We start from the raw sequence: 24,758 nt of genomic DNA, 5'->3' as shown, positions 1-24,758 counted from the left end.
CGCCCACCCTAGAAATCACCACATTCCATCGTAAGGAGAGAAATCATGGAAGGCGATATCGCACAACTCGGTCAGTTCGTCGGCGCAGGCCTGGCAGCAATCGGTTCCGGCGCAGCCGCAATCGGTGTGGGCCACGTGGCTGGCAACTTCCTGGCAGGCGCTCTGCGTAACCCGTCGGCAGCTGCCGGCCAGACCGCAACCCTGTTCATCGGCATCGCGTTTGCAGAAGCACTGGGCATCTTCTCGTTCCTGGTCGCTCTGCTGCTGATGTTCGCCGTCTAAGACCTTAGGAACCTATTTCCTTACGGCCGGGCAGTGCAGATCCTGCGCTGCCCGGTGTAACGGCAAGTTCCCAAGGAGGACGACATGGCATCAAATACGCAAGAGGCAGCACACGGCGGCGGTTCCGCAATGCCGCAGCTGGACTTCTCGACCTTCGGGAACCAGATCTTCTGGCTCGTGGTCGCCCTGGTCGTGATCTACCTCATTCTGTCGCGCGTCGCGCTGCCCCGCATCGCTGCGGTGCTGGCCGAGCGTCAGGGGACCATCACCAACGACCTCGCCGCGGCTGAAGACCTGAAAGCCAAGGCTGTCGAGGCCGAAAACGCATATAACAAAGCTCTGGCGGATGCCCGTGCCGAGGCTCAGCGCATCGCTGCTGAGACCCGCGCAGAGATCCAGGCCGGGCTGGATGAGGCCATCGCCAAAGCAGACGAGCAGATCGCTGCCAAGGCCGCCGAATCCGAAAAGGCTATCGCCGAAATCAAGGCTGGCGCGCTGGAAAGCGTGAAGGCCGTGGCCACTGATACCGCAGAAGCGCTGGTTTCTGCTCTGGGCGGTTCGGCAGACAAAGACGCAGTTGCCGCGGCAGTTGCCGAGCGGACGAAAGGATAAGGACATGCGCAATATTCTCGCTCTTGCCCTGACCCTTGGCGCGGCTTCGCCCGCGTTTGCGGCCGGCGGCGGCATGGACCTGTCCAACACCAACCTGGTTGTTGCGCTGGCGTTCATCCTGTTCATCGGCATCCTGCTGTTTGCCAAGGTGCCGTCGCTGCTGGCTGGCCAGCTCGACAACCGCGCCGAAGGCATCCAGAAGGAACTGGACGAAGCCCGCGCCCTGCGTGAAGAGGCCCAGACCGTTCTGGCCTCCTATGAGCGCAAGCAGCAGGAAGTTCAGGCCCAGGCCGACCAGATCGTGGCTGCCGCCCGTGACGAAGCTGCCCGTGCAGCTGAGCAGGCCAAGGCCGATCTGCAAACCTCCATCGCCCGCCGTCTGGCGGCTGCCGAGGAGCAGATCGCTTCGGCAGAAGCTTCGGCTGTGAAGGAAGTGCGCGACCAGGCGATCTCCATCGCTGTTGCCGCTGCGGACCAGGTGATCTCCAAGCAGATGACCGCCGCCGAGGCCAACAAGCTGATCGACGCCGCCATCGCGGATGTGGACGCCAAGCTGCACTAAGCGCTGGCTGATACAGACAAGTTAAAAGAACCCGGTCCGAGTGGCCGGGTTTTTTGTTTGGGGAAGGGGCGTTTTGAGTCCAAAGCAGACTAAACTGTATTGTGGTTATACCGATCAAGGGCATCATCTGATCGGTGGTCTGGAGACACTGACATGGGATTTTGCATTGACGAACTGAATGGTTCAGACAATCTGACTGGGATTGGGGAACTGTTTAGGCGATACGCGGACTGGCTGGAAAAGGATCATGGAATCGCGCCTGAAATCCATGGAATCGATGCCGAAATCGGTAGGCTGCCGATACCCTATTGTTCGCCAGACGGCACGCTGCTCGGCGCTCGTGCGCCAGACGGTGCATATGTCGGCTGCATCGCGCTGCGGCGCTTAGATGACCAATCATGCGAGGTAAAAAGGCTTTTTGTGCTGCCCGAAATGCGAGGGCATCGTATTGGTGAGGCATTGATCGCCACCTTGATTGAGAAGGCCAGGTCGCTTGGCTACGCACGAATCGTTCTTGATGTCGGTGATTACCAGAAACCGGCAAGGGCGCTCTACGCGAAGAGTGGTTTCAAGGAGGTTCCACCAATGAGCCACATTTCGTATCCCGGCGCTGTCTTCATGGCTTACGACCTCTGACTGAGCCGGTTCTAGCAGTCTGGCATGGCCGAAATGTGCGGATTGTCCCGCATTTCGGCCATTGGCCTTTCCTTCACCCCTTGCCCGTCTCATGCTCCAGCCGCTGCCGGGCCACCTCGGCGTTACGCTCAGCCCTTTGATGGTCGGTGAGGGCCTGTTTCACATAGTCCAGATGCGCCTCGACCGCGGTGCGGGCGGCCTGCGAGTCGCGGGCCTGCAGGGCGGCGTTGATGGCGCGGTGCTGTTCCAAGAGCGCCTCATAGGTGGTGTGCTGCTGGAACATGATCCGGCGGTTATAGAAGACGCCCTCACGCAACAGATCGAACATCGAGCGCATCATGTGCAGCATGATCACGTTGTGGCTGGCGTCCATGATGGCGGAGTGGAACTGGGCGTCGAGCTGAGCTGCTTCCTCGGACACGGCGGGATTGCCGGCCGCTTCCATCTTGTCAAAGATCGCCTGGATCACCTGCAGGTCATAATCTGACCCGAACCGAGCGGCGCGCTCCGCGGCGAGCCCCTCCATGTCGCGGCGGAAGGAGAGATAGTCGAACACCGCCTCGTCATGGGTGGCGAACAGCTGGATCAGGGCAGGGGAGAAGGCGGAGCCCAGAACATCGGCGACAAACACACCGGAGCCGGCCTTGGAGGCCAGCAGGCCGCGCGCCTGCAACTCGCTGATAGCGTCACGCAAGGAAGGTCGGGAGACGCCGAGCCGTTCCGCCAGTTCCCGTTCGGCAGGCAGCCGTTCGCCGGGCGACAGGATGCCGCGCAGGATCAGCTGCTCGATCTGCTTGACGACGGAGGCGGAGAGTTTCTCGGGCTGGACTTTCTGGAATGGCATCTGGTCGCTCTGGCGGATTGGTCAATTTATATGACCACGCGGGAGGTTCCGCCGCAAGGGCTGGCGGCATCACGAAGGCTGTAACAATAGGTCAGTATTGTTGACTTTAATTTGCGCCCGCCTACCGTGACCCTAGATCACAAGCCAGACGAGCCAATAAGCCAGGAGCGCCGCGATGCAGTTGGACCAGATCTTTGCCACCCGCAACAACCGGATGAAGGCGTCGGAAATCCGCGAGCTGCTGAAACTGCTGGACCAGCCGGACATTATCTCTTTTGCCGGCGGCATCCCGGACCCGGCGCTGTTTCCGGCCGATGAGTTTGCCGAAGCCTACAAGGCGGCGCTGAGACCGGACCGGCAGGCGCAGGCGCTGCAGTATTCGGTGAGCGAGGGCTATCTGCCGCTGCGCCAGTGGATTGTGGCGGAGATGGCAAAGATCGGCATCCAATGCGACGCGGAGAACGTGCTGATCACCTCCGGCTCCCAGCAGGCGCTGGATTACCTGGGCAAGCTGTTCCTGTCGCCGGGCGACACCGCACTGGTCGGCTGGCCGACGTACCTGGGGGCGCTGGCGGCTTTCAACGCCTATGAACCGCGTTTTGACCGGCTGTCGCTGAACGGGAACCGCACCGCGGAAAGCTATGCCGAAGGCGCGGCAGAGGCAGGCAGTGCGGTGAAATTCGCCTATCTCTCGCCGGACTTTGCCAATCCGACCGGTGAGACGCTGGACCGGGCAGGGCGGCTGCGGCTGCTGGACCTCGCGGACGCGCTGGACTGCGCCATCATCGAAGACGCGGCCTATCAGTCGCTGCGCTATGACGGGGAGCCGGTGCCGCCGGTTCTGGCGCTGGAACTGGAACAGAAGGGCTCGATCGAGGACTGCCGGACGATCTATTGCGGCACATTCAGCAAGACGCTGGCGCCCGGGGTGCGGATCGGCTGGGCAGTGGCGGCCAAGCCGGTGATTTCGCAAATGGTGCTGCTGAAGCAGGCGGCGGATCTGCACACCTCTTCGATCAACCAGATGGCGGTGCATGGCGTTGCGGAGGCCTGTTTCGATGAACATGCCGGGCAATTGCGCGCGGTCTACCAGCGCCGCCGCGATGTGATGCTGGCGGCAATGGCGGAACATATGCCAGAGGGCGTGGAATGGACCCGGCCAGAGGGCGGCATGTTCATCTGGGTGACCCTGCCGGAAGGCATGGACGGCGCACAGCTGCTGGCCCGCTCGCTGGAGACGGAACGGGTGGCCTTTGTCCCAGGCCAGGCGTTTTTTGCCGACGGCAGCGGTCAGAACACGATCCGGCTGAGCTTCTCCAACTCCAACCACACGGCCATAGAGGAAGGGATTGCCAGGTTGGGGCGGGTGTTGCGGTCCGCCTGACGCCTGATCCCCCCGGGCTTGGCAAAAGACCGCCGTATCCTGCGGGTTATCCACAAGATATGGTGTGGAATGAACAGAATTTGCCCCGATTTGGGGGTGCGGAGCGTTGACTCAACGGGTAGGAACCGCTGAACTTTCTCGATACGGAATCACGAAGGGGCAGCTTTGCGGTTTTCCAAGCTCAGGCTGAACGGCTTCAAAAGCTTTGTTGATCCTACCGAACTGGTCATTGCCGATGGGCTGACAGGGGTTGTGGGTCCAAACGGTTGCGGCAAATCCAATCTTTTGGAGGCATTGCGCTGGGTGATGGGGGAAACCCGCGCCAAGGCGATGCGCGGCGGCGGCATGGAGGATGTGATCTTTGCCGGTACCTCCTCGCGGCCCGCGCGCAACTTTGCAGAGGTGAGCCTCAATATCGACAACTCCGAACGGCTGGCGCCCTCGGGGTTCAATGATGCCGACGGGCTGGAGATCGTGCGCCGCATCACCCGCGATGTGGGCAGCGCCTATAAATCCAACGGCAAGGACGTGCGGGCGCGTGACGTGCAGATGCTGTTTGCCGATGCCTCCACCGGCGCGCATTCGCCGGCGCTGGTGCGGCAAGGGCAGATCGCCGAGCTGATCAACGCCAAGCCCAAGGCGCGCCGCCGCATCCTGGAAGAGGCTGCGGGGATCTCTGGCCTCTATCAGCGCCGCCACGAGGCGGAGCTGAAGCTGAAGAACACCGAGGCCAACCTGCTGCGGGTCGATGACGTGATCGAGCAGCTGGCGGCACAGCTGGCGCAGCTGGCCAAACAGGCGCGGCAGGCGCAGCGCTACCGCGAGATCGGCGAGAAGCTGCGGCTGTCCGAAGGCATGCTGCTGTACCGCCGCTGGCGCGAGGCGGATGAGGCGCGGCTGGCCTCAGAGGATGAGCTGCGGGTGCGGGTCGAGCAGGCCGCCAAGGCGGAGGCGCTGGTGCGCGCCGCGGCTTCGCAGCGCGGCACGTTCGAGGAAAAACTGCCGCCGCTGCGCGAGGAAGAGGCCATCGCGGCCGCCATCCTGCAGCGGCTGGTGGTGCAGCGCGACTCGCTGGGCGATCAGGAGGCGCAGGCGCGCCAGACCATCGAGCGGCTCAGCAGCCGGATCGTGCAGCTGGGCAACGATATCGAGCGCGAGGCGGGCCTGAACAAGGACGCAGGCGAAACCATCGAACGGCTGGAATGGGAGCAGCGCGAGCTGTCCAAGGCCGGCGACGGCCACGACGGCAAGCTGGCTGAGGCCGCGGAGCTGGCGCGCGATGCGGGGTCGATCCTGCAGGCGCGCGAGGATCACCTGGCGCAGGTGACCGAGGATGTGGCCCGTCTGGCGGCCCGCCACCAGTCGGCGCGGCGGGCGGTCGAGGATTGCCAGCGTGCGCTTGGCCGCTCCGAGGGTGAAGCGGAGAAGGCCCGCGCCGCACAGGGCGAGGCGCAGGAGGCGCTGGAGCTGGCGGCAGAGAAGTTCGAGGCAGCGGTGGCTGCCGAGGAGGAGGCCCGCGAAGCTTCTGAAATGGCGGAAGAGGCGCTGGCGGCAGCTGACGAGGCGCGCACCGAAACCCAGAGCCGCGAGGCCGAAGCGCGCTCGCAGCGCTCCGAGGCCGAGGGTGAGCTGGGGGCGCTGCGCGCCGAGGTGACCGCGCTGGCCAAGCTGGTGGAACGCGACACTGCCGAGGGCGGCCAGGTTCTGGACGAGCTGACCGTTTCGCCGGGCTATGAAAAGGCGCTGGGTGCAGCGCTGGCGGATGATCTGCGCGCGCCCTTGGCGGAAGCGGACGGGCCGACCGGCTGGGTTGCCCTGCCGGGTTATGATCACGATGCGGCGCTGCCGGAAGGTGTTGAGCCGCTGGCATTGTTTGTCTCCGGCCCTGATGCGCTGTCGCGCCGGGTGGCGCAGATCGGACTGGTGGACGGCGATGCGGCAGCCGGACTGCAGGCGCAGCTGTTGCCGGGTCAGCGGCTGGTCACGGTCGAGGGTGATCTGTGGCGCTGGGACGGCTACCGCGCCTGGGCCGAGGATGCGCCAAGTGCCGCGGCGCTGAGGCTGGAGCAGCTCAACAAGCTGGAAGCGCTGAAGCAGGAGATGGAGCGCGTCAGTGCCACAGCCGACGGCGCCCGCGCCGCGCATGAGATGCTGTTGCGCAAGCTGGAAGAAGTGACGCTGGCCGACCAGAACGCCCGCCAGGCGCGGCGGGTGGCGGATCAGCGGGTGGCGGATGCGGCCCGCGCCCTCAGCCGGGCCGAGGCCGACCGCAACCTGGCCGAAGGCAAGCTGGAAACCCTAGGCATTGCGGTCTCCCGTCACGAAGAGGACGCGCTGAGCGCCGGCCTGCAGTTGAAAGAGGCGGAAAAGGCGCTGGGGGATCTGGGCGATCTGGATCAGGCCCGCAGCGCGGTTGAGGACATCAAGCAGTCGGTCGAGGCGGCGCGGATCACCATGCTGACTCACCGTTCCAGCCATGACGAGCTGCGCCGCGAGGGCGAGGCCCGCACCAAGCGCGCGCAGGAGGTGACCAAGGAGCTGTCCGGCTGGCGCCACCGCCTCGAAAGCGCCGAGGCGCGGATCGAGGAGCTGGCCGAGCGCCGCGAAGCCTCGCAGGAGGAGTTGGAAGAGGCCAATGCGGTTCCGGCAGAGATTGCCGAAAAGCGTGAAGAGCTGAACGAGGCAATCTCTGAGGCCGAAGCGCGTAAATCCGCAGCCACCGAAGCGCTGATCGCGGCGGAGGCCGAGCTGCGCGAGGCGGTGCACAAGGAACGCGAATGCGAGCGGCTGGCTTCGGAAGCGCGCGAGGCGCGGGCACGGTCCGAGGCGCGCAGCGATGCCGCCAAGGAGGCGGTCACGCAGGCCGCGGGCCGGATCATCGAGGCGCAGCAGATCACCCCGCAGGCCTTGCTGGAGAAGCTGGGCGTGTCGCCGGACGAAATGCCGCCGTCGGACCAGCTGGAAGCCGAGGTCGACCGCTGCAAGCGGCAGCGCGACGCCTTGGGCGCGGTGAACCTGCGCGCCGAGGAAGATGCCCGCGGGGTGCAGAACGAGCATGACACGCTGGTTGCCGAGAAGCTGGACCTGGAAGGCGCGGTGAAGACCCTGCGCGACGGCATTTCCAGCCTCAACCGCGAGGGCCGGGAGCGGCTGCTGACCGCGTTCGAGCAGGTGAACAACAGCTTTGCCATGCTGTTCACCCACCTGTTCGGCGGCGGCGAAGCCAATCTGGTGATGGTCGAAAGCGACGACCCGCTGGATGCCGGCCTTGAGATCATGTGCCAGCCGCCGGGCAAGAAGCTGTCGACCCTGTCGCTGCTGTCGGGTGGCGAGCAGACGCTGACCGCGATGGCGCTGATCTTTGCGGTGTTCCTGTCGAATCCGGCGCCGATCTGTGTGCTGGACGAGGTCGACGCGCCGCTGGATGACGCCAATGTCACCCGTTTCTGCGACCTGCTGGACGAGATGTGCCGCCAGACCGACACCCGCTTTCTGATCATCACCCACCACGCGGTGACGATGGCGCGGATGGACCGGCTTTTTGGCGTCACCATGCAGGAAAAAGGTGTCAGCCAGCTGGTTTCGGTTGACCTCAAGAAGGCAGAGGCGATGGTGGCCTGAGGCCCGGTGCAGGGGGGATCTGCGCCGGCCTGCGTTTGCAACGGCGAAGTTTTGTGGAGTGATAGATGAACATGCTGAAAGCAATTGCCGCGTCCGCGGTGCTGATGGCGCCGGCCGCCGCGATGGCTGATAATGTAGTGGCCAAGACCGGTGACAGCGTCGCCAATTTCTTCAAGGACGAAGGCGCCAAGGTTGAAGTGACCACCGACAGCGTCGGCGATCCGAACCTGAAGGTCGAGTATTACGGCAACGATTTCTCGGTCTACTATTACGGCTGCGACAACAACACGGACTGTGATGCGATCCAGTTTTTCTCTGGCTATCAGACCGACGGCAGCGTGCGCCTGTCCAAGGTCAACGCGTGGAACACTGAAAACCGTTTCGCCCGTGCCTATGTCTCCGAGGAGGGGTCTGCGCGGATCGAGATGGACGTTCTGCTGGGTGACAAGGGCATGAGCCCGGACGACTTTGCCAATGCCGTGGGAATTTGGAACCGCGCCATGCAGGATTTCGAGGAATTCATCGACTGGTAATTCTGCCTGTCACTTGATCGTGACAGCAGGCTGCAGGATCAACCGCTAGGGTGGGGGCATGAGATGGATCATGCCCCTTTTCTTTTGCCTGATGGCGGGCGGTGCCCCGGCCGGCGAGTGGCGCCTGCACGCAGGCGACATACCTTTTGCGCAGGAGGAACTGGAGGCGTTGCCGGGCCAATCCTTCCGTTTCTTTGACGGCGGTGAATCGCAATACGGCAGCGGCGGCGCCTATGCCTACACCTACTCCGCGGAGAACGGCGGCGGCACCGCCTGGGGCACGTACCGGATCGCCGGGGACGGCAGCATATGTGTGGACTTCACCAACGGTTTCGGGCGCTGCGATCTCTATGTCCGCAACGGCAGCCGGGTCATCCTGATCACCGAAAAGGGTGAGCGGTTCCCGGTGCGTTAAAGCTTTTTCAGCAGCGCCGGTGTCGGCCAGGCGTCGGCGGGCAGGCCAAGGCGGGCTTGCTCTTTCTGCACCGCGACACGGGTGCGGGCGCCGAGGATGCCGTCGATCTCACCCACATTGTGGCCGCGCGCCTGCAGTTTCTGCTGCAGCTGTTTCATCTGGGCGCCGGTCAGCCCGTTGTCGGGCGATCCGGCATCATAGATTTCCGCCCCTTGCAGCCGGTTGGCGAAATAGGCGGCGGTCAGGACATAGGTGAAGCTCTGGTTCCATTCGAAAAAGACATCGAAATTCGGGTAGGCGAGGAATGCCGGCCCCTTGTGGCCCTGCGGCAGCAGCAGCGAGGCGCGCATCGAAGGCTCAGGCAGGCTGCCGTCCCGCGCGGCGACGCCCAGCTTGCGCCATTGGGCCACGGATTTCTTATGCGCGGTGCCGCTGAGCGACAGGTCGAGGTCTTCGGGGATGGTGACTTCCTGCAGCCATGGCTGGCCCGGCTGCCAGCCCATGTGCGACAGCATCCGCGCACCGGACATCAGCGCATCGGGGGCGGAGGTCTTCAGGCTGACCTGGCCGTCGCCATCGGCATCAACGCCATGCTGCAGGATATCGCCCGGCAGCATCTGCACCATGCCGATCTCACCGGCCCAGGCGCCGGTGGTGCGTTTCGGGTCGAAGTTGCCCTGCTTGAACAGCTCCAGCGCCGCAAACACCTGCGGGCGGAACAGCTCCGGGCGGCGGCAGTCATGCGCCAGGGTGACCAGCGCGTCGCGGGTGTTGAAGTCGCCCTGATAGCCGCCGTAGTCGGTCTCAAACGCCCAGAAAGCCAGCAGAACGCCGCGGTCGATGCCATAGGTGCTTTCGATCCGCTGGAAGGTGGCGTCGTGCTTCTGCGCCATCTGGCGTCCGCGCTGGAGCCTGTTTTGCGAAATCAGGCGGCGGGAGAAGTCGATGAAGGGTTTCTGGAACACGCCCTGGCCGCGGTCGGCCTTGAGCACGCGGGAATCCTTGCGGCTGCCGGCAAAGAAGGCATTGACCGTGGCGTTGTCATAGCCCGCCTGAACGGCCTCGTCCTTCATCAGCTTCACGAAGTTCTGAAAGCCGCCGCCGCACTGGGCTGATGCCGCAACTGGCAGCAGGGCCGCTGCGAGGACAAAGGGTATCAGGCGCATGATTCTGGCGCTCCTTGGTCTTACCGCTCCCACAGGGTCTTATGTGCTAGAAAACCGCGGCGATGGCAACCGTCAGGGCCAGCGCAAGCGCCCAGGCCTGCCAAAGGAGCGCAACGGAACGGGTGATGGTTTCGGCGCTGGCGCTTTTGGCGCCTGTTCCGTGAACCCAGGGAAAGTCGCGCATCTGCCCGTCATAGGAGCGCGGCCCGGCCAGCGAGGTGTTCAGGGCCCGCGCCATGGCCGCCTCGGGCCAGCCGGCGTTGGGGGAGCGGTGCTTGCGCGCATCCTCTGCGATGGCGCGCCAGTGGCGCAACTGGCCGCCGGCCGCAGCGATCAGCAGCCCGGTCAGCCGCGCCGGGATCAGGTTCAGCAGATCATCCAGCCGGGCAGAGGCCCAGCCGAAGTCCTGATAACGTTCGTTGCGGTAGCCGATCATGCTGTCGGCGGTGTTGACCATCTTGTAGATGATCAGCCCCGGCAGCCCGGCGACCAGGAACCAGAAAGCCGGGGCAATGACGCCGTCCGACATGTTCTCGGCGCCGCTTTCGATGGCGGAGCGCGCAGCCTGCGGCGCGGTCATGCTGGCGGTGTCGCGGCTGACGATCATTGCCACCGCCGCGCGGCCCTCGTCCAGGCTGCTGCGTAGGCCGCTGGCAACCGCGGCGACATGCTCTGTCAGCGACCGTTGGGCGATCAGTACGGCGGCCACAAGGATTTCCACCAGCGTGCCGGGCAGGGCTAGCAGCTTGCCGGCGACGAAGCCTGCCAGAACCAGGGCCGCGGCTGCCAGAACGCCTTTGGCGCGGCGGTTGTGACCGCTGTTGAGCTTGCGGTCGAGGACACCAACCAGCTTGCCCATCAGCACCGCGGGGTGGGTCAGGCGCGACCACAGCCACTTCGGCTCGCCCAGGGCGGCATCCAGCAGCAGCGCAACAGCGAGCATCCCGGCGGTGGTCATAGCGCCGCCTCCAGCCGGGCCCAGCCGTCCGCGGGGGGCAGGCCAAGCCGCAGGAAGGTTTTCGAATAGGGGAAGATGCGGCTCCAGATATGGGCGCGGGCCAGTTTTTCCTGCCAGGCGGCGGCATCATCCACATTGTAGAGCCGGAACAGATCGGTGCCGCCCGCCAGGCTGGCGCCCTTGGCAAGCACCAGTTCGTCCAGCCGGGCGGCGTCCTGATGCAGCCGGGTGCGCGCGGCCTCCGCCCAGGCGTGATCCTGCAAGGCCAGCGCGCCGGTGCGCAGTGCGGGGCCGGACACCGCCCAGGGGCCTTGCCAGGTTGCCAGCTGCGTAATCAGTCTGGGATCGCCGATGGCAAAACCCAGCCGCAGGCCGGCCAGCCCCCAGAACTTGCCAAAGCTTTTCAGCACCACCACGCCGGGGCGGGCGGCCATTCGGATCAGGCTTTGGTCAGGGCAGATGTCGCAGAAGCTTTCGTCGATGATGGTCAGCGGCGCGGAAAGTTCATCCTCGCGCCACATGCGGCCATCCGGGTTGTTGGGATGCACAGCCACCTTGGCTTCGGCCGGTCCATGCACCCGGACAATCCAGCCGCGGGCCTCGAAGGCGGCGGCGTGTTCGTTGTAGGTCGGCTTGGTGATTTGCACCCAGCGCGGATCAGCCAGCGCCGGCAGCGCGGCGATCAGGGCAGAGGCGCCGGGCGCGGCCAGAACAGCCGCCTGAGCGGGGATGTTCCAGAATGCGCGGGCAGCCTGTTCCAGATCCGCCAGCGCATCCGCATCCGGCAGCGCGCCCCAGTCAGCCGCAGTGAACTCCGGCAGCGGGTAGGGGTGCGGATTGATGCCGGTGGACAGATCCATCCAGCCGCCGCGGCTGCCGCCGAATTCGGCGATGGCAGCGCTCAGGTTGCCGCCGTGGTCGCGGGGCTGGGTTGCAGGGTCGTGAGAGAGGTCATGCATCGCGGTCGCCACCGGTGAGAGTTCGCTCCGGCCTGGGCCGGCTGCCATGTGCGGCTCTGCGCGTATTAACCTAAGCCGCGCAGTGCGTGAACTCCCTATTTACGGCTGGGCAGCGGAACAGCCCGGTGTCAGCCGCGCCCGTGCGGCTCTTGCCAGTTGATCTCTGGGTTGATCGGGATGATGCGGTGCGGATTGATGGTGTCGTGGCTGTAGTGGTAGTGGCGCACGATGTGCTCCATTCCCACCGTCCCGGCCACCCCCGGCCACTGGTACAGCTCGCGGGTGTAGGCCCAGAGGTTCGGGTAATCCATCAGCCGCTTGCGGTTGCATTTGAAATGGGTGTGATAGACCGGATCGAAGCGCAGCAGGGTGGTGAACAGCCGCCAGTCGGCTTCGGTGATGCGCTCGCCCAGCAGGTAGCGGTGCTGGGACAGCAGGTCCTCCAGCCAGTCCAGGCTTTCGAACAGCGGCACGACGGATTCGTCGTAGGCTTCCTGCGATGTGGCAAAGCCGCATTTGTAGACGCCGTTGTTGATGGTGCTGTAAACACGGGCGTTCACTGCCTCGATCGGCTCCCGCAGCTCCTCCGGCCAGTAGTCGTCGCTGTTGCCGGTGATGCCGTCAAAAGCCGAGTTGAACATGCGGATAATCTCGGAGCTTTCGTTGGAGACGATGGTGGAATTTGCCTTGTCCCACAGCACCGGCACCGTCACCCGGCCGGTGTATTCCGCGTCGGCGCGGGTGTAGACCTGATGCAGATGCGAGTTGCCGAACAGGCTGTCGCCGGTGGCGCCGTGCTGGTCCGTCTCGAAGGTCCAGCCTTCGCCCAGCATGTCAGGATGCACGGCAGAAACGGAGATGTGGTCCTCCAGCCCTTTCAGATTGTGGAAAATCAGCGTGCGGTGAGCCCAGGGGCAGGCCAGCGAGACATAGAGGTGGTAGCGGCCGCTTTCCGCCTTGAATCCGCTTTCGCCCGAAGGGCCTGCGCTGCCGTCGGCGGTGATCCAGTTGCGGAACTGCGATTCGCTGCGCTTGAAGGCGCCGCCGGTGGATTTGGTGTCATACCACTTGTCGTGCCATTTCCCGTCGATCAAAAGGCCCATCGCGTCTGCTCCTGCTGCTGTGCAGGATATACATAGGCCTGCCGCAGGCCTGCGCCTATGCAAGCCCGCGCGCAAGCGCTCTGCGCCACTGCACAGGAGCAACAAAATTGCGCAGCCGTCAAATTTTCGAAAATGTTCACTTGATTTTATATATTTGTGACGCACCGTTGAAAGAAAGGACCGGTGTAAACCCAAGCATTTGGAAGGCTGCTGCTATGAATACCTACGTACCCAAAGCCGTGCAGGAAGCGCTGGACACCGCCCGCCTGCAGGGGATGCGGCGCAAGAGCCGTTTGCGGGTGATGGCGGACAATGAGCTGTATCCGGTGCTGCGGCTGTGGAAGACCGGCTTCTCGGTCGAGGCGGAGACCGCGCCGATGCTGCGCGGGCTGGTCGATATCTACGACGGCGCCCGGCACGTGTCGCAATGCCTGATCGTGGCAGGTGAGGAAGAGGGCGGCGAGATGCGCTATGAGTTCAAGCGCTCGACCCCCGCCGCGGACAAAGCGCCCCTGGATTTCTACAAGTCGCCGGACGGGCCTGCCGGGCTGATCCCCTTCGATCAGTCACAGGGCAAGATCTGAGGCAAAGGTTCCCCGTTCAGGGGCGGATTTCCACCTCGGTTCCGATCTCTGCCAGGCGCCATAGCGTTTCCATCTGCTGATTGCTGACGGCAATGCAGCCGGCGGTCCAGTCGCCGGGCAGGGTGACCAGATTGCCCACCGCGTTCGGCTGCCCGTGGATGAAGATATCGCCGCCCGGGCTGACACCCGCGGCCTGCGCGCGGGCGCGGTCCTCGGGCTGCGGATAGTTGATTCCCAGCGACAGGTGATAGGCGCTGTTGGGATTGCGGCGGTCGATGAGGAAAACACCCTCGGGCGTCTTGCCGTCGCCTTCCTGCTGTTTGTCGCCTGCGGGCGCAAAGCCAAGCGCGATGGGAAACTCCAGCACCGTCTCGCCATCCCGGCTGGCGGTCAGGCGGCGGGCGGATTTCTCGATCAGGATGCGGTCGATCCGGTCCACCGCCGCAGATTGCGGCGGCGGCGCGGGACGCGGGGCAAAGGCCTGCCAGGCCAACCACGCGGCGCCGGTCAGGACAACCAGCGCCAGCAGGCGCAGCAGGCGCTTCATGATTACTGCAGGTCCGAGAAGGCTTTGGTCAGGCGGCGGCAGGCCTCTTCCACCCGCGACCGCTGAGTGGCGAGGTTGAACCGCTCCATGAATTCGCCGCCGGTGCCGAAGCCGTCGCCGGGCGAGGTGGCGATCTTGGCGTCTTCGCGCAGCCGCTTGATGAATTCTTCGCGGCTCATGCCCGTCCCGGAGAAATCGACCCAGGCCAGATACGTCGACTGCAGCGGCAGCGACTTCAGCCCCGGCAGTGCGTTCACGGTCTCGTCGAACAGTTTCCGGTTGCCTTCCAGATGCGCAATCTGGGCATCGACCCATTCGGCGCCTGCGGGCGAATAGGCGGCGGTGATCATCGCCACGCCAAGGGCGCTGGGGTCATAATCCAGCGTGTTCAGACGGTGCCGCATCGCGGCCCGCAGATCCGGGTCCGGGATGATCATGTTGCCGGTGCGCTGGCCTGCGATGTTGAAGGTCTTGGAAGCCGCGGTCAGGGTCACGGTCCAGGGCCGCGCCTCGGGCGCGGCCACGTCCATCGGCACAAAGGTGCTGCCCGGGTAGACCAGATCGTGGTGGATCTCATCCGAGACCAGGATCAGCCCGTTGCGCTTGGCGAATTCGGCCACCGCGCGCAGCTCCTCCGGGGTCCACACCCGGCCCGAAGGGTTCTGCGGCGAACACCACAGCAGCAGCTTCTCTGTCCCGTTCAGGCGCGCCTGCGCATCGTCGAGGTCCAGATTGTAGGTGCCGCCGTCGCGCGCCAGCGGGCATTCGGTCACCTTGCGGCCCGCCTTGTTCACCTTGTGGGCAAATTCATGGTAGACGGGCGAGAAGATCACAACGCCGTCGCCCGGCTGGCTCCAGACATCGAGGCAAAGCGCAATGGCGTTGCCGAGGCCCTGAGAGGTCAGGATCCAATCGGTTTTAATGTCCCAGCTGTGGCGGTTCTTCATCCACCACTGCACCGCCTGAAGATATTCCGGGTGCTGCCAGGAGTAGCCGAACACGCCGTGCTCAGCGGCCTGTCTGACCGCCTCGATCACGCAAGGTGCAGTTTCATAGTCGGAGTCCGCCGTCCACATTGCCAGACCGTCCTCGGGGGAGACGCCGAACAGCTGTTCCATCTTGTCCCATTTCGAGCTGTGAGTGCCGCGGCGGTCGGTGATCTTGTCAAAATTCATGTGGTGAACTCCCGTGTCGTTGGCTGCGAAGCTAATCGCTGCAGCGGCGCGCGCAAGGGGGGCGTTGCGATGGGGCCGCTGATCGCATACATGAAGCACATGAAAAGACCGATCCTGATCCATCCCGATCCCCGCCTGAAAAAGGTCTGCGTGCCCGTGCCGGACCTGAGCGATGATTTGCGCGCGCTGGCGGACGACATGCTGGAAACCATGTATACCGCGCCCGGCATCGGCCTGGCAGCGCCGCAGATCGGCATCCTGCAGCGGCTGATTGTGCTGGATTGCGTCAAGGAAGAGGACGGCGAGCCGCGCCCGCTGGTGATGTTCAATCCTGAAATCATCTCCGCCTCGGACGAAACCAATGTCTATGAGGAAGGCTGCCTGTCGATCCCGGATCAATACGCCGAAGTGACCCGCCCCAAGGTGGTGGAGGTCGAATGGATGGACCGCGACGGCAATGCGCAGCGCGAGACCTTCGACGGGCTGTGGGCGACCTGCGTGCAGCATGAGATCGACCACCTGAACGGCAAGCTGTTCATCGATTACCTGAAGCCGCTGAAGCGCCAGATGATCACCCGCAAGATGCAGAAGCTGAAGCGCGAACGCGCCCGCGCCTGAGGAAACACACAGACATGACCGTCCGCACCTGCCTGCCCTGGCCCGACAAGCGCCTGCGCACCAAGGCTGATGAGGTGACAGAGATCACCGACGAGATCCGCGGCATCTGGAACGACATGGTCGACACCATGGAGGCGATGCCGGGTGTGGGCCTGGCCGCCAACCAGATCGGCGTGATGCTGCGGCTGGCGGTGGTGGACGGCTCCACCGAGCGCGGCCGCGCGGTGAAGCTGGCGAACCCGGAGATCCTGCATTCCTCGGTCGAGCTGCGCGAGCATGACGAGGCCAGCCCCAACCTGCCCGGCGTTTCCGCCAAGATCAAACGCCCGCGCGCCGTCACTGTCCGCTTCATCAACGAGCAGGGCATGGTGGACCGCAGGGATTTCGTCGGCATCGAGGCAACCTCGGTGCAGCACCAGATCGACCACCTGAACGGCAGGATGTATTTCGACCATCTGAGCAAGGTGAAGCGCGACATGCTGATCCGCAAGGCGAAGAAGCTGAACGGCTGAGGCCGGAGATTGAACTCCCGGGCCGCCTGCGGCCCGGTTCGCGCCCGGCCCCGCCCCCAGGGCAAGCGCGAAACGCCCACTCCGGAACCGGGCGAGACCCTGCGTTGACGCAGGCCGGTTCAACCGGATGTGCGGCATGGCAGCGGGGCAGGGACGGGGACGCCGATGCGCATCATCTTCATGGGAACGCCTGATTTTTCGGTGCCGGTGCTGGACGCGCTGGTGGAGGCCGGGCACGACATTGCCGCCGTTTATTGCCAGCCGCCACGGCCTGCGGGCCGCGGCAAGAAAGACCGTCCAACCCCGGTCCACGCCCGCGCCGCGGCCCTGGGGCTGGAGGTGCGTCACCCGGTCTCGCTGAAAGGCGCGGAGGAGCGGGACGCCTTTGCCGCTTTGAATGCCGATGTGGCGGTGGTCGTGGCCTATGGCCTGATCCTGCCGCAGGCCATTCTGGATGCGCCCCGGCACGGCTGCCTCAACATACACGCCAGCCTGTTGCCGCGCTGGCGCGGCGCGGCGCCGATTCACCGGGCGATCATTGCCGGCGACGCGGAAACCGGCATCTGCATCATGCAGATGGAGGCGGGGCTGGACACCGGTCCGGTGCTCCTGCGCGAAGCGACCGCAATTGGCATGGAAGAAACCACCGCGCAGCTGCACGACAGGTTGTCGGGGATGGGCGCGGCGCTGATCGTCGAAGCCTTGAGCCGCCTGCCGGAGCTGACACCGGAAGTGCAGCCCGATGAGGGCGTCACTTATGCCGAGAAGATCGACAAGGCAGAGGCGCAGGTCGACTGGTCGCGCCCGGCAGCGGAAGTGGACCGCAAGATCCGCGGATTGTCCCCCTTTCCCGGCGCCTGGTGCGAAGTGGAAGGCCAGCGGGTCAAGCTGCTGGCCTCACGGCTTGCGGACGGGCAGGGCGCGCCCGGAGAGGTGCTGGACGACAGCTTGACCGTGGCCTGCAGGGAGGGGGCAGTACAGCTCTTGCGCTTGCAACGGGCAGGTAAAAGCGCGCAGGATCCCGATGTATTCCTGCGCGGCTTCCCGGTTCCCAAGGGCAGCCGCCTGTAACCGGAGGGTCTGATGCCCATCATAGCCCTGATCATCATCGGCGCCGCGGCAGGCTTTCTAGCGACCCGGCTGATGAAACTGGAAACCGATATCATCACCACGGTCTGCATCGGCATGGCCGGGGCGCTGGTCGGCGGTCTGGTGCTGCGCGGGCTGCTGGCGGTTATGGGGTTCATGGCCGGTTTCGTCGGTGCGGTTCTGGGGGCGCTGGTGCTGATCTGGCTCTGGCAGCGCTATACCGGCAAATAATCCCTGTTGCGGCGCCAGCGCCACAGCCTGCGGCAGAGTGCGCAAATTCTGCTGCGCTGGCGTATGGGATGGTTAAGGTGGGTTAACCACGCCAAAACGGCGGATAACCGAGGCAGAGAGCATTTGCAGATGACCCAGGACAGCGGCCGGGCCGGCACGCCGAAAGTGGTGGTTGTGACCACCATGAAGGATGAAGGCGCCTATATCCTCGATTGGATCAGCCACTACAAATCTATCGGCGTCAGCGATTTTGTCATCTTCACCAATGATTGCTCTGATCCCACGGATCACATCCTGCGCTGCCTGCACCGGATGGGGGTGGTCGAGCACCGTTTCAGCCGGGTGATGCGGCGCGGACCGCACAAGAGCGCGCTGATGTGGGCAGAATACGAGCCCAAGGTGGCGCAGGCCGATTGGGTTCTGGTGGTCGATGTCGACGAATTCCTGCAGATCAACTCCGGGGACGGCACCCTGCCGGGCCTGCTGGCGGCGCGGCCGGATGCCGATGCGGTCTCCTTTGTCTGGCGCATTTTCGGCAATGCCGGGGTGGAGCTTGTGGATCATCCCCCGGTGCCGCAGGCCTTTGTCAGGGCGGAGCCGGAGGAGGGGCGCCCGGACGAGCACCGCTTTTTCAAGACCGCCTTCCGCAACAACGGCAAGTTTGACCGCATGGGCGTGCACAGGCCGTTCCTGGCGGTGCCGCCGGCGGAGGTGAACTGGCAGCTGGCCGATGGCACTTTGCTGCCTGAGCAGGAGCTGGAAGGCGCCCTGCATGTGCGCGGCAGCTACGGTTACTCCGCGGCGCAGCTCAACCACTATGCCCTGCGTTCGCGCGACGGCTTCCTGAACAAGAAGGCCCGCGGCCGGGCGAACCACTTCACCTCTTCGATCGAGCCGGGCTACTGGCTGAAATTCGACAAGAACCAGGAGGAGGACCGGCGCCTGGCGGACAGCTTCTCGGCGGCGCTGCAGATCAAGGAGGAGCTGCTGCAGGACGGCAAGCTGCGGGAGTATCACGAATTGGCTTTGGTCTGGCACCGGCGCAAGGGCCGCAAGGCCAGGATCAGCACCGAGGGGCAGGCCTTTCTCAGGAACCTGGAAGGCAGCCGCAGCACCGCCTAGGCGCTGCTGCGAAGGCACGCCCTAGCTGCGCGGCGGGCGGCTTTTGTAGACCGGCAGATGCCAGCCGAACAGGATGGAGCCCGCCCGCAGCACCCAGCAGACCCCGGCGCAGGCCAGCAATGCGAACTTCAGCTCAAACCCCAGCCAGATGGCAGCAACGGCGGTGATGGCGCCTGCCATGGCGCAGGTGATGTACAGCTCGCCCTGCGTCAGCACCAGCGGCACCTCATTGCAGACCACGTCCCGCATCAGGCCGCCCATGGTGCCGGTGGCCATGCCCATCAGCACAACGATCACCGGCGGGCTGTCCAGCGAGATCGCGGCGCCGGTTCCTGCGGACACGGCAACCGCCAGGGCAAAGCTGTCCAGCCAGACCACCCAGCGCAGGCGGCTTTCCAGCAGATGCGCAGTGAAGAACACCGCCACCGCAGCAAGCGCGGCCAGCAGGATGTAATTGGGGTTGCCGATCCAGAACACCGGATTGCGGTCCAACAGAAGGTCGCGCAGGGTGCCGCCGCCAAGCGCGGTCAGGCAGGCAACAAAGGCAAAGCCGACAATATCCAGCTGCGCCCGGCTGGCGACCAGCGCGCCAGAGAGGGCAAAGACCAGCACCGAGGCATAGTCCAGCAGCGCCAGAAAGGTCATGCGCGGCCCTCGCGCATCATGCCTTTTTCTTCTTGAAGGGAGCCATGCCCGCCCGCGCCAGTTCGTCCGCGCGTTCGTTCTCGGGGTGGCCTGCATGGCCCTTGACCCATTCCCATGTCACCTTGTGGCGGCGCTGGGCCTCATCCAGCCGCTGCCACAGCTCGACGTTTTTCACCGGCTTTTTGCTGGACGTCTTCCAGCCGTTCTTCTTCCAGCTGAAGATCCAGCTGGTGACGCCGTTTTTCACGTAGGCCGAGTCGGTGACCACGGTGATCGTGGAGGGCCGTGCCAGGCTTTCCAGCGCATTGATCGCAGCCAGCAGTTCCATCCGGTTGTTGGTGGTCTCGGCCTCGCCGCCGCTCAGTTCTTTTTCTTTGACGATGGTGTCACCGTCCATGGCGCGCAGCAGAACGCCCCAGCCGCCGGGGCCGGGATTTCCAGAACAGGCGCCGTCGGTATAAGCAAATAATTCAGGCATGGGCGGTCAGTACTACGAACTCCTGGGCAGTGCCAGCCAGTCCTTTGCCCTCGCCGCGGCGGGCGCCGAGCAGGGTGAAGCCGGCGGTTTCGAGTTTTTCGCGCAATTCGTCCTCGCTGTAGTACGCATAGAATCTGCCCAGCTCATCGCGGCCTTCGCTCTCGCCCAATTTCATTGCCAGGCATAGCGTGCCGCCTTCGGTCAGCGCCCGGCGGACGGCGGACAGGTGGACGGAGAGCTCCTCCCGCGGCACATGCAGCAGACTGAAATAGGCCCAGATACCGTCAAACACCGCCTCTGCATCCAGGGCGTGAAACCCTGCGGTGATGACTTCTATTCCAAAGGCGGCGCGGGCGGCTTCCGCCATTTCCGGCGCGGCATCAAGTGCGGCCACCCGAAAGCCTGCATCCCGGAACCGCGCTGCCCAATGGCCGGGGCCGCAGCCAAGGTCCAACACCGTGCCGCCCTCCGGCAGGCGAGCGGTGAAAGCCTGGAAATCGGCCTCCTCCCCCGCATCCGTTCTGGCGGCAAACAGCGCGGCGTATTCCGCTGCGCGGTCATTATACACGCTGATGGTTCTGTCATCGCTCATCTGGGTTTCTCCAGGATAAGCCGTCAGGCCCGTTCCACTGCCAGCCGTGCGGCAAGGCCTGCGAAAACGGCGGCGAAGCCGCGGCTCATCCACTTCAGCACCCTCTCACTGTTTAGAAGGTACGCGCGGGCCTGGGCGGCAAACAGGCCGTAGAGCACAAAGATGGCAAAGGTCATCGCCATGAACACCAGCCCCAGAACCGACATCTCCAGCGTGGCGCTGGCAGGATTGCCGCTCAGGAACGGCGGCAGCAGCGCCAGGAAGAACACCGACAGCTTGGGGTTCAGGATATTGATCAGCGCCCCGCGCCAGGCGATCTTCCAGCCGGGCTGGCTGGTGCGGTTTGATGTCACCGCCAGCACGCCGCCGCTGCGCAGCGCCTGCCAGGCCAGGTACAGGAGATAGGCAACGCCCGCCGCCTTGACGATCTGGAACAGCAGGGCGGAGCTGTGCAGCACCGCCGCCAGCCCCAGCGTGGCAGCGGCCAGATGCGGGACGATGCCGAAGGTGCAGCCTATTGCGGCCCAGATGGAAGCGCGCCAGCCTTGGCCAAGTCCCAGCGCGAGTGTGTAGATGACACCCGTGCCGGGTGCGAGGACGACAACAAAGGCGGTAATCAGAAAGTGCAGCGTGATCATAAAAGCGGCTCCAGAAATAATGCCCGGGACCTCATGCGTAGCACGGTTGGCCCGGAGCGGGTGCAATTTCTGTCACTTGGTATGCACGCTGGTCTGTGCGTTCACGCAGGCTGCCGCAAGACGCGGGGCACCTTGAATTCCACTGTTTCCACCGCGGTCTCAACCACCTCGACCGTCACGTCATAGCGGGCGCGGAAGGCGTCGATCACCTCGTTGACCAGCAGTTCCGGAGCCGAAGCGCCGGCGGTGATGGCAACCGAGCGGATGCCCTCCAGCGCGCGCCAGTCGATGTTTTCGGCGCGCTGCACCAGCTGGGCGTAGCCGCAGCCGTTCTTGGCGCCGACCTCAACCAGGCGGCGGGAGTTCGAGGAATTCGGCGCGCCGACCACCAGCAGGGCGTCCGCCTTGGGCGCCACCGATTTCACCGCTTCCTGGCGGTTGGTGGTGGCATAGCAGATGTCTTCCTTGTGCGGGCCGATGATGTTGGGGAAGCGTTCCACAAGTGCCGCGACGATGCCCTTGGTATCATCCACCGACAGGGTGGTCTGAGTGACATAGGCCAGCCGGTCCGGGTCGCGCACCTCAACCGTTGCCACGTCCGCCGCGGTTTCCACCAGCAGCACCTCGCCCTCGGGCAGCTGGCCCATGGTGCCGATGGTTTCCGGGTGGCCCTTGTGGCCGATCATGATCATCTGCAGCCCGGCCTCGGCGTGGCGCTGGGCTTCGATATGCACCTTGGACACCAGCGGGCAGGTGGCATCGACATAAATCATCTCGCGCGCCTCGGCCGCGGCGGGCACCGATTTCGGCACCCCGTGGGCGGAGAAGATCACCGGGCGGTCATCGGGGCATTCGTCCAGCTCCTCGACAAAAACCGCGCCCTTTTCGCGCAGCGAGTCGACCACGAATTTGTTGTGCACGATCTCGTGGCGCACATAGACCGGCGCCCCCCATTTGCCGATTGCCATTTCAACGATCTTGATGGCACGGTCGACGCCGGCGCAGAAACCGCGCGGCGCGGCGAGATAGAGGGTCAGGGCTGGCTTGGTCATGGGTGTCTCCTTGCGCGCCAGAGGTAAGCGGTTCGGGCGGCAAGGTCCAGTGCCGCAGGTCTCACGCGGATGTGATTGGAGCCTCCAGCGGCGGAAGGCGGCAGAGAGATGTTCCGGATGGCATCAGGAGCGAGGACAAAATGAAGCGGATGATTGCCGCCGTTGCCGCAGGGCTGGCGGGCGCGGGGTATGTTTGGCTGGCGGGCGCGGATACGCGGACAGCCGGTATTTTGCCCTACCAGGATCCGCAGGCAGTTGCCGCCGGGCAGCGGATCTATCAGGACCATTGCGCCAGCTGCCACGGCGCCGGCCTGCAGGGCGAGCCGGACTGGCAGACGCGGGACAGCGAGGGCTACATGCCAGCGCCGCCGCAGGATGCGAGCGGCCATACTTGGCACCATCCGGACGCGCAGCTGCTGGAAATCACCCGGCACGGCATGGCACAGCTGGTCGGGAACGGCTACCGCAGCCGGATGCAAGGCTATGCCGGGGTGCTGAGCGAGCAGGAGATGCTGGAAGTGCTGGCCTATATCAAAAGCCGCTGGCCTGCGGACATCATCGCCCGCCATAACCAGATCAACAGTCAGGACGGCAAATGACCGCAGCCGGAACAGGCGCCGCCCCATCTGGAGCCTGTTCCGGTCCGATATTCCTAGCGGCCGGGGTCAGCCGTGGGCGGCTGTGGCGGAACGCGGTTCGTTCTGCTCGCGCGGGGGACGGCCGATCACGTCCCGCAGCTCTTCCAGCTCGATGAAATTGTCGGCCTGGCGGCGCAGGTCGTCAGAGATCATCGGCGGCTGGCTGCGGATGGTCGACACCACCGAAACCCGCACGCCCTGGCGCTGCAAGCTGGCAATCAGCGGGCGGAAGTCCCCATCGCCCGAGAACAGCACGATGTGGTCCACCCGCGGCGCCAGCTCCATGGCATCAACGGTAAGCTCGATGTCCATGTTGCCTTTGACTTTGCGGCGGCCCATGCTGTCGGTGTATTCCTTGGCCGGTTTGGTGACCATGGTGAACCCGTTGTAGTGCAGCCAGTCAACCAGCGGCCGGATCGGTGAATACTCGTCATTCTCGAGCAGGGCAGTGTAATAAAAGGCCCGCAGGAGCTTGCCGCGGCGCATGAATTCCTGCCGCAGAAGCTTGTAGTCGATGTCGAACCCGAGCGCCTTGGCCGCGGCGTACAGGTTTGACCCGTCTATGAACAGCGCGAGCCGTTCGTCCTTGTAAAACATCAAAATTTTCCTTCCGGTATAACCGTTTCGGCCGGGGGGTCCGTGAGTGAGTTTTTGAAAACGGCGAAACGGGTAGACTTAATGTAAGTTATTTGTCATTTGCCGCAAGTATACTGTCCTGCTGAAATAGGGTTAAAAATGGCCGCAAACCGGAAAATGGCGCTGATTGCGCTTGGCGGAAACTTGCCGGCCGGCGCTGATGCGCCCCAGGTGACGCTGGCAAAAGCGATCGGCGCGCTGCAGACGGATGAGGTCGCGCTGCGCAGCGTGTCCCGCTTCTTTCAAACCCCCTGTTTTCCGGCTGGCGCGGGGCCGGACTATGTGAATGCGGCCGTGGCGGTGGAAACCGCCCTGTCAGCCGAAGATCTGCTGGCGCGCCTGCATGCGGTCGAGGCGCAGTTCGCCCGGGTGCGGGAGCAGCGCTGGGGGATGCGGACACTGGATCTGGACCTGGTGGACTATGACGGGGCTGTGCTGCCGGACGCGGCGGCATATGCGCGCTGGCAGGGGCTGCCGCTGGAAAAGCAGATGCAGGATGCGCCGGGGCAGCTGATTTTGCCGCACCCGCGCATTCAGGACCGCGCCTTTGTGCTGGTGCCGCTGGCCGATATCGCGCCGCGCTGGCGCCACCCGGTGCTGCAGAAAACCGCGGCAGAGATGCTGGCGGAACTGCAGCCTCGGGATGTGGCTGAGGTGACGCCTCTCTGAGCGGCGCAATGCTTTGTTTTCCGCCCTTGTCAAGAGAAAGATTTGGGCGTAAATGTCTGCCTTCTGGACACGGAATGAATTGGAGAGTCGCTGATGGCCCGCGTGACGGTTGAAGATTGCGTAGATAAGGTGCCCAACCGCTTTGAGCTGGTGATGCTGGCAGCGCATCGTGCCCGCGAAATCTCGGCCGGTGCCCCGATCACCGTCGATCGCGACAACGACAAGAACCCGGTCGTTTCCCTGCGCGAAATCGCCGACGAGACCCAGAGCGCCGATGAGCTGCGCGAGCGCCTGATCGAGAGCAACCAGACCCAGATCGAGGTCGACGAGCCGGAAGAGGATTCCATGGCTCTGCTGATGGGTGCGGACAACGACAAGCCGGCCGACGACGACATGTCGGAAGAGAAACTGCTGCGCGCTCTGATGGAGGCCCAGGGCCAGGGCTGAGGCGCGCATC

30 protein-coding genes are annotated in these 24,758 nt (G+C 64.5%); 17 read left to right on the top strand and 13 right to left on the bottom strand.

Annotation, left to right across the window (positions count from 1 at the left end; all coding sequences use genetic code 11):
• Window positions 1-45: 45 nt before the first annotated feature.
• From LHL23_RS18020 to LHL23_RS18005, 4 genes are all read left to right on the top strand, one after another.
• The gene (locus tag LHL23_RS18020; protein WP_008553903.1) at window positions 46-282 is read left to right on the top strand and encodes a F0F1 ATP synthase subunit C; all 237 of its coding nucleotides are present in this window, start codon (window positions 46-48) and stop codon (window positions 280-282) included.
• A gap of 84 nt (window positions 283-366) precedes the next feature.
• Window positions 367-894, top strand: coding sequence for a F0F1 ATP synthase subunit B' (locus LHL23_RS18015; RefSeq protein ID WP_039147162.1), 528 nt, complete (start codon window positions 367-369; stop codon window positions 892-894).
• Window positions 895-898: 4 nt separating this feature from the next.
• A complete protein-coding gene (locus LHL23_RS18010) occupies window positions 899-1,456 on the top strand; it encodes a F0F1 ATP synthase subunit B (RefSeq protein ID WP_019296634.1) in 558 nt (185 codons plus the stop codon).
• A 153-nt stretch (window positions 1,457-1,609) separates the two neighbouring features.
• Entirely contained in the window at window positions 1,610-2,092 is a 483-nt protein-coding gene (locus tag LHL23_RS18005) for a GNAT family N-acetyltransferase (RefSeq protein ID WP_226430960.1), read from the top strand.
• Window positions 2,093-2,165: 73 nt separating this feature from the next.
• On the opposite strand, the gene LHL23_RS18000 is transcribed toward LHL23_RS18005, so the two are convergent.
• Window positions 2,166-2,936, bottom strand: a complete 771-nt coding sequence (locus LHL23_RS18000) for a FadR/GntR family transcriptional regulator (protein WP_226430959.1) — start codon at window positions 2,934-2,936, stop codon at window positions 2,166-2,168.
• 175 nt (window positions 2,937-3,111) lie between these two features.
• On the opposite strand from LHL23_RS18000, the gene LHL23_RS17995 reads away from it, so the two are divergent.
• The 4 genes from LHL23_RS17995 (at window position 3,112) to LHL23_RS17980 (ending at window position 8,889) form a co-directional block, all read left to right on the top strand.
• Window positions 3,112-4,320, top strand: coding sequence for an aminotransferase-like domain-containing protein (locus tag LHL23_RS17995; RefSeq protein WP_226430958.1), 1,209 nt, complete (start codon window positions 3,112-3,114; stop codon window positions 4,318-4,320).
• Window positions 4,321-4,485: 165 nt separating this feature from the next.
• Entirely contained in the window at window positions 4,486-7,941 is a 3,456-nt protein-coding gene (locus LHL23_RS17990) for a chromosome segregation SMC family protein (protein WP_226430957.1), read from the top strand.
• A gap of 65 nt (window positions 7,942-8,006) precedes the next feature.
• Window positions 8,007-8,474: a YbjN domain-containing protein gene (locus tag LHL23_RS17985; protein ID WP_226430956.1), complete on the top strand. Its 468-nt coding sequence runs from the start codon at window positions 8,007-8,009 to the stop codon at window positions 8,472-8,474.
• 70 nt (window positions 8,475-8,544) lie between these two features.
• On the top strand, window positions 8,545-8,889 hold the full coding sequence (locus tag LHL23_RS17980; RefSeq protein ID WP_319005219.1) for a hypothetical protein: 345 nt from the start codon (window positions 8,545-8,547) through the stop codon (window positions 8,887-8,889).
• Here LHL23_RS17980 and LHL23_RS17975 read toward each other — a convergent pair.
• From LHL23_RS17975 to LHL23_RS17960, 4 genes are all read right to left on the bottom strand, one after another.
• A complete protein-coding gene (locus LHL23_RS17975) occupies window positions 8,886-10,055 on the bottom strand; it encodes a lytic murein transglycosylase (RefSeq protein WP_226430954.1) in 1,170 nt (389 codons plus the stop codon). The two genes, LHL23_RS17980 and LHL23_RS17975, sit on opposite strands and share 4 nt — an antisense overlap.
• Before the next feature lie 46 nt (window positions 10,056-10,101).
• On the bottom strand, window positions 10,102-11,013 hold the full coding sequence (gene cbiB / locus LHL23_RS17970; RefSeq protein ID WP_226430953.1) for an adenosylcobinamide-phosphate synthase CbiB: 912 nt from the start codon (window positions 11,011-11,013) through the stop codon (window positions 10,102-10,104).
• Window positions 11,010-11,972, bottom strand: a complete 963-nt coding sequence (locus LHL23_RS17965) for a threonine-phosphate decarboxylase (RefSeq protein WP_226430952.1) — start codon at window positions 11,970-11,972, stop codon at window positions 11,010-11,012. The genes cbiB and LHL23_RS17965 overlap by 4 nt, the downstream gene beginning before the upstream one ends.
• Before the next feature lie 128 nt (window positions 11,973-12,100).
• Window positions 12,101-13,075 carry a glutathione S-transferase family protein gene (locus LHL23_RS17960; protein ID WP_226430951.1) on the bottom strand — a complete coding sequence of 325 codons (975 nt, stop codon included), beginning with the start codon at window positions 13,073-13,075 and terminating at the stop codon, window positions 12,101-12,103.
• A 215-nt stretch (window positions 13,076-13,290) separates the two neighbouring features.
• Here LHL23_RS17960 and LHL23_RS17955 point away from each other — a divergent pair, with 215 nt between their 5' ends.
• Complete coding sequence (locus LHL23_RS17955) at window positions 13,291-13,659, top strand: hypothetical protein (RefSeq protein WP_222481520.1); 369 nt, start codon at window positions 13,291-13,293, stop codon at window positions 13,657-13,659.
• A 16-nt stretch (window positions 13,660-13,675) separates the two neighbouring features.
• Here LHL23_RS17955 and LHL23_RS17950 read toward each other — a convergent pair whose 3' ends face one another.
• Complete coding sequence (locus LHL23_RS17950) at window positions 13,676-14,206, bottom strand: L,D-transpeptidase family protein (RefSeq protein WP_226430950.1); 531 nt, start codon at window positions 14,204-14,206, stop codon at window positions 13,676-13,678.
• Between the two features lie 2 nt (window positions 14,207-14,208).
• On the bottom strand, window positions 14,209-15,381 hold the full coding sequence (locus LHL23_RS17945; protein WP_226430949.1) for a MalY/PatB family protein: 1,173 nt from the start codon (window positions 15,379-15,381) through the stop codon (window positions 14,209-14,211).
• Between the two features lie 99 nt (window positions 15,382-15,480).
• On the opposite strand from LHL23_RS17945, the gene def (LHL23_RS17940) reads away from it, so the two are divergent.
• From def (LHL23_RS17940) to LHL23_RS17920, 5 genes are all read left to right on the top strand, one after another.
• Complete coding sequence (gene def / locus LHL23_RS17940) at window positions 15,481-15,999, top strand: peptide deformylase (RefSeq protein ID WP_226430948.1); 519 nt, start codon at window positions 15,481-15,483, stop codon at window positions 15,997-15,999.
• Window positions 16,000-16,013: 14 nt separating this feature from the next.
• Entirely contained in the window at window positions 16,014-16,511 is a 498-nt protein-coding gene (def, locus tag LHL23_RS17935) for a peptide deformylase (protein WP_222481528.1), read from the top strand.
• A 165-nt stretch (window positions 16,512-16,676) separates the two neighbouring features.
• Entirely contained in the window at window positions 16,677-17,582 is a 906-nt protein-coding gene (gene fmt / locus LHL23_RS17930) for a methionyl-tRNA formyltransferase (protein ID WP_226430947.1), read from the top strand.
• A gap of 12 nt (window positions 17,583-17,594) precedes the next feature.
• A complete protein-coding gene (locus LHL23_RS17925) occupies window positions 17,595-17,831 on the top strand; it encodes a GlsB/YeaQ/YmgE family stress response membrane protein (RefSeq protein ID WP_222481532.1) in 237 nt (78 codons plus the stop codon).
• A gap of 129 nt (window positions 17,832-17,960) precedes the next feature.
• Entirely contained in the window at window positions 17,961-18,953 is a 993-nt protein-coding gene (locus tag LHL23_RS17920) for a glycosyltransferase family 2 protein (protein WP_226430946.1), read from the top strand.
• A 21-nt stretch (window positions 18,954-18,974) separates the two neighbouring features.
• Here the strand turns inward: LHL23_RS17920 and LHL23_RS17915 are convergent, their stop codons facing one another.
• From LHL23_RS17915 to ispH, 5 genes are all read right to left on the bottom strand, one after another.
• Entirely contained in the window at window positions 18,975-19,598 is a 624-nt protein-coding gene (locus tag LHL23_RS17915; RefSeq protein WP_222481536.1) for a trimeric intracellular cation channel family protein, read from the bottom strand.
• A gap of 16 nt (window positions 19,599-19,614) precedes the next feature.
• Window positions 19,615-20,076: a ribonuclease HI gene (gene rnhA / locus LHL23_RS17910; protein WP_226430945.1), complete on the bottom strand. Its 462-nt coding sequence runs from the start codon at window positions 20,074-20,076 to the stop codon at window positions 19,615-19,617.
• A complete protein-coding gene (locus tag LHL23_RS17905; RefSeq protein ID WP_226430944.1) occupies window positions 20,069-20,668 on the bottom strand; it encodes a class I SAM-dependent DNA methyltransferase in 600 nt (199 codons plus the stop codon). The genes rnhA and LHL23_RS17905 overlap by 8 nt, the downstream gene beginning before the upstream one ends.
• Window positions 20,669-20,691: 23 nt before the next feature.
• Complete coding sequence (locus LHL23_RS17900; protein ID WP_222481543.1) at window positions 20,692-21,306, bottom strand: LysE family translocator; 615 nt, start codon at window positions 21,304-21,306, stop codon at window positions 20,692-20,694.
• A 101-nt stretch (window positions 21,307-21,407) separates the two neighbouring features.
• Entirely contained in the window at window positions 21,408-22,358 is a 951-nt protein-coding gene (ispH, locus tag LHL23_RS17895; RefSeq protein WP_226430943.1) for a 4-hydroxy-3-methylbut-2-enyl diphosphate reductase, read from the bottom strand.
• 140 nt (window positions 22,359-22,498) lie between these two features.
• Here ispH and LHL23_RS17890 point away from each other — a divergent pair, with 140 nt between their 5' ends.
• Window positions 22,499-22,957 carry a c-type cytochrome gene (locus tag LHL23_RS17890; RefSeq protein WP_226430942.1) on the top strand — a complete coding sequence of 153 codons (459 nt, stop codon included), beginning with the start codon at window positions 22,499-22,501 and terminating at the stop codon, window positions 22,955-22,957.
• Between the two features lie 66 nt (window positions 22,958-23,023).
• Here LHL23_RS17890 and LHL23_RS17885 read toward each other — a convergent pair whose 3' ends face one another.
• A complete protein-coding gene (locus tag LHL23_RS17885) occupies window positions 23,024-23,593 on the bottom strand; it encodes a LabA-like NYN domain-containing protein (RefSeq protein WP_222481548.1) in 570 nt (189 codons plus the stop codon).
• Window positions 23,594-23,731: 138 nt separating this feature from the next.
• Between LHL23_RS17885 and folK the strand changes: the two genes are divergently transcribed.
• Together folK and rpoZ are read left to right on the top strand one after the other, a co-directional pair.
• Window positions 23,732-24,301 (top strand): 2-amino-4-hydroxy-6-hydroxymethyldihydropteridine diphosphokinase, encoded by a 570-nt coding sequence (gene folK / locus LHL23_RS17880; RefSeq protein ID WP_226430941.1) that lies wholly within the window; start codon window positions 23,732-23,734, stop codon window positions 24,299-24,301.
• 93 nt (window positions 24,302-24,394) lie between these two features.
• Window positions 24,395-24,748, top strand: coding sequence for a DNA-directed RNA polymerase subunit omega (rpoZ, locus tag LHL23_RS17875; RefSeq protein WP_222481552.1), 354 nt, complete (start codon window positions 24,395-24,397; stop codon window positions 24,746-24,748).
• Window positions 24,749-24,758: the final 10 nt, after the last annotated feature.

The organism is Leisingera sp. McT4-56 (genome assembly GCF_020514995.1).
Taxonomy (GTDB): domain Bacteria; phylum Pseudomonadota; class Alphaproteobacteria; order Rhodobacterales; family Rhodobacteraceae; genus Leisingera; species Leisingera aquaemixtae_A.
This window is presented reverse-complemented; position numbering and strand designations above follow the sequence as displayed.

Bases quoted from the DNA above. Each gene is read 5' to 3' on its own strand.
- ispH (WP_226430943.1), bottom strand. From the start codon at position 22,358: ATGACCAAGCCAGCCCTGACCCTCTATCTCGCCGCGCCGCGCGGTTTC.
- LHL23_RS17950 (WP_226430950.1), bottom strand. From the start codon at position 14,206: ATGAAGCGCCTGCTGCGCCTGCTGGCGCTGGTTGTCCTGACCGGCGCC.
- rpoZ (WP_222481552.1), top strand. From the start codon at position 24,395: ATGGCCCGCGTGACGGTTGAAGATTGCGTAGATAAGGTGCCCAACCGC.
- LHL23_RS17900 (WP_222481543.1), bottom strand. From the start codon at position 21,306: ATGATCACGCTGCACTTTCTGATTACCGCCTTTGTTGTCGTCCTCGCA.
- fmt (WP_226430947.1), top strand. From the start codon at position 16,677: ATGCGCATCATCTTCATGGGAACGCCTGATTTTTCGGTGCCGGTGCTG.
- LHL23_RS17985 (WP_226430956.1), top strand. From the start codon at position 8,007: ATGAACATGCTGAAAGCAATTGCCGCGTCCGCGGTGCTGATGGCGCCG.
- LHL23_RS18000 (WP_226430959.1), bottom strand. From the start codon at position 2,936: ATGCCATTCCAGAAAGTCCAGCCCGAGAAACTCTCCGCCTCCGTCGTC.
- def (WP_226430948.1), top strand. From the start codon at position 15,481: ATGAAAAGACCGATCCTGATCCATCCCGATCCCCGCCTGAAAAAGGTC.
- LHL23_RS17915 (WP_222481536.1), bottom strand. From the start codon at position 19,598: ATGACCTTTCTGGCGCTGCTGGACTATGCCTCGGTGCTGGTCTTTGCC.
- LHL23_RS18015 (WP_039147162.1), top strand. From the start codon at position 367: ATGGCATCAAATACGCAAGAGGCAGCACACGGCGGCGGTTCCGCAATG.
- LHL23_RS17980 (WP_319005219.1), top strand. From the start codon at position 8,545: ATGCCCCTTTTCTTTTGCCTGATGGCGGGCGGTGCCCCGGCCGGCGAG.
- LHL23_RS17890 (WP_226430942.1), top strand. From the start codon at position 22,499: ATGAAGCGGATGATTGCCGCCGTTGCCGCAGGGCTGGCGGGCGCGGGG.
- LHL23_RS17905 (WP_226430944.1), bottom strand. From the start codon at position 20,668: ATGAGCGATGACAGAACCATCAGCGTGTATAATGACCGCGCAGCGGAA.
- LHL23_RS17965 (WP_226430952.1), bottom strand. From the start codon at position 11,972: ATGCATGACCTCTCTCACGACCCTGCAACCCAGCCCCGCGACCACGGC.
- LHL23_RS18005 (WP_226430960.1), top strand. From the start codon at position 1,610: ATGGGATTTTGCATTGACGAACTGAATGGTTCAGACAATCTGACTGGG.
- def (WP_222481528.1), top strand. From the start codon at position 16,014: ATGACCGTCCGCACCTGCCTGCCCTGGCCCGACAAGCGCCTGCGCACC.
- LHL23_RS17995 (WP_226430958.1), top strand. From the start codon at position 3,112: ATGCAGTTGGACCAGATCTTTGCCACCCGCAACAACCGGATGAAGGCG.
- LHL23_RS17885 (WP_222481548.1), bottom strand. From the start codon at position 23,593: ATGTTTTACAAGGACGAACGGCTCGCGCTGTTCATAGACGGGTCAAAC.
- LHL23_RS18010 (WP_019296634.1), top strand. From the start codon at position 899: ATGCGCAATATTCTCGCTCTTGCCCTGACCCTTGGCGCGGCTTCGCCC.
- LHL23_RS17920 (WP_226430946.1), top strand. From the start codon at position 17,961: ATGACCCAGGACAGCGGCCGGGCCGGCACGCCGAAAGTGGTGGTTGTG.
- LHL23_RS17945 (WP_226430949.1), bottom strand. From the start codon at position 15,381: ATGAATTTTGACAAGATCACCGACCGCCGCGGCACTCACAGCTCGAAA.
- cbiB (WP_226430953.1), bottom strand. From the start codon at position 11,013: ATGACCACCGCCGGGATGCTCGCTGTTGCGCTGCTGCTGGATGCCGCC.
- LHL23_RS17925 (WP_222481532.1), top strand. From the start codon at position 17,595: ATGCCCATCATAGCCCTGATCATCATCGGCGCCGCGGCAGGCTTTCTA.
- LHL23_RS18020 (WP_008553903.1), top strand. From the start codon at position 46: ATGGAAGGCGATATCGCACAACTCGGTCAGTTCGTCGGCGCAGGCCTG.
- folK (WP_226430941.1), top strand. From the start codon at position 23,732: ATGGCCGCAAACCGGAAAATGGCGCTGATTGCGCTTGGCGGAAACTTG.
- LHL23_RS17975 (WP_226430954.1), bottom strand. From the start codon at position 10,055: ATGCGCCTGATACCCTTTGTCCTCGCAGCGGCCCTGCTGCCAGTTGCG.
- rnhA (WP_226430945.1), bottom strand. From the start codon at position 20,076: ATGCCTGAATTATTTGCTTATACCGACGGCGCCTGTTCTGGAAATCCC.
- LHL23_RS17960 (WP_226430951.1), bottom strand. From the start codon at position 13,075: ATGGGCCTTTTGATCGACGGGAAATGGCACGACAAGTGGTATGACACC.
- LHL23_RS17955 (WP_222481520.1), top strand. From the start codon at position 13,291: ATGAATACCTACGTACCCAAAGCCGTGCAGGAAGCGCTGGACACCGCC.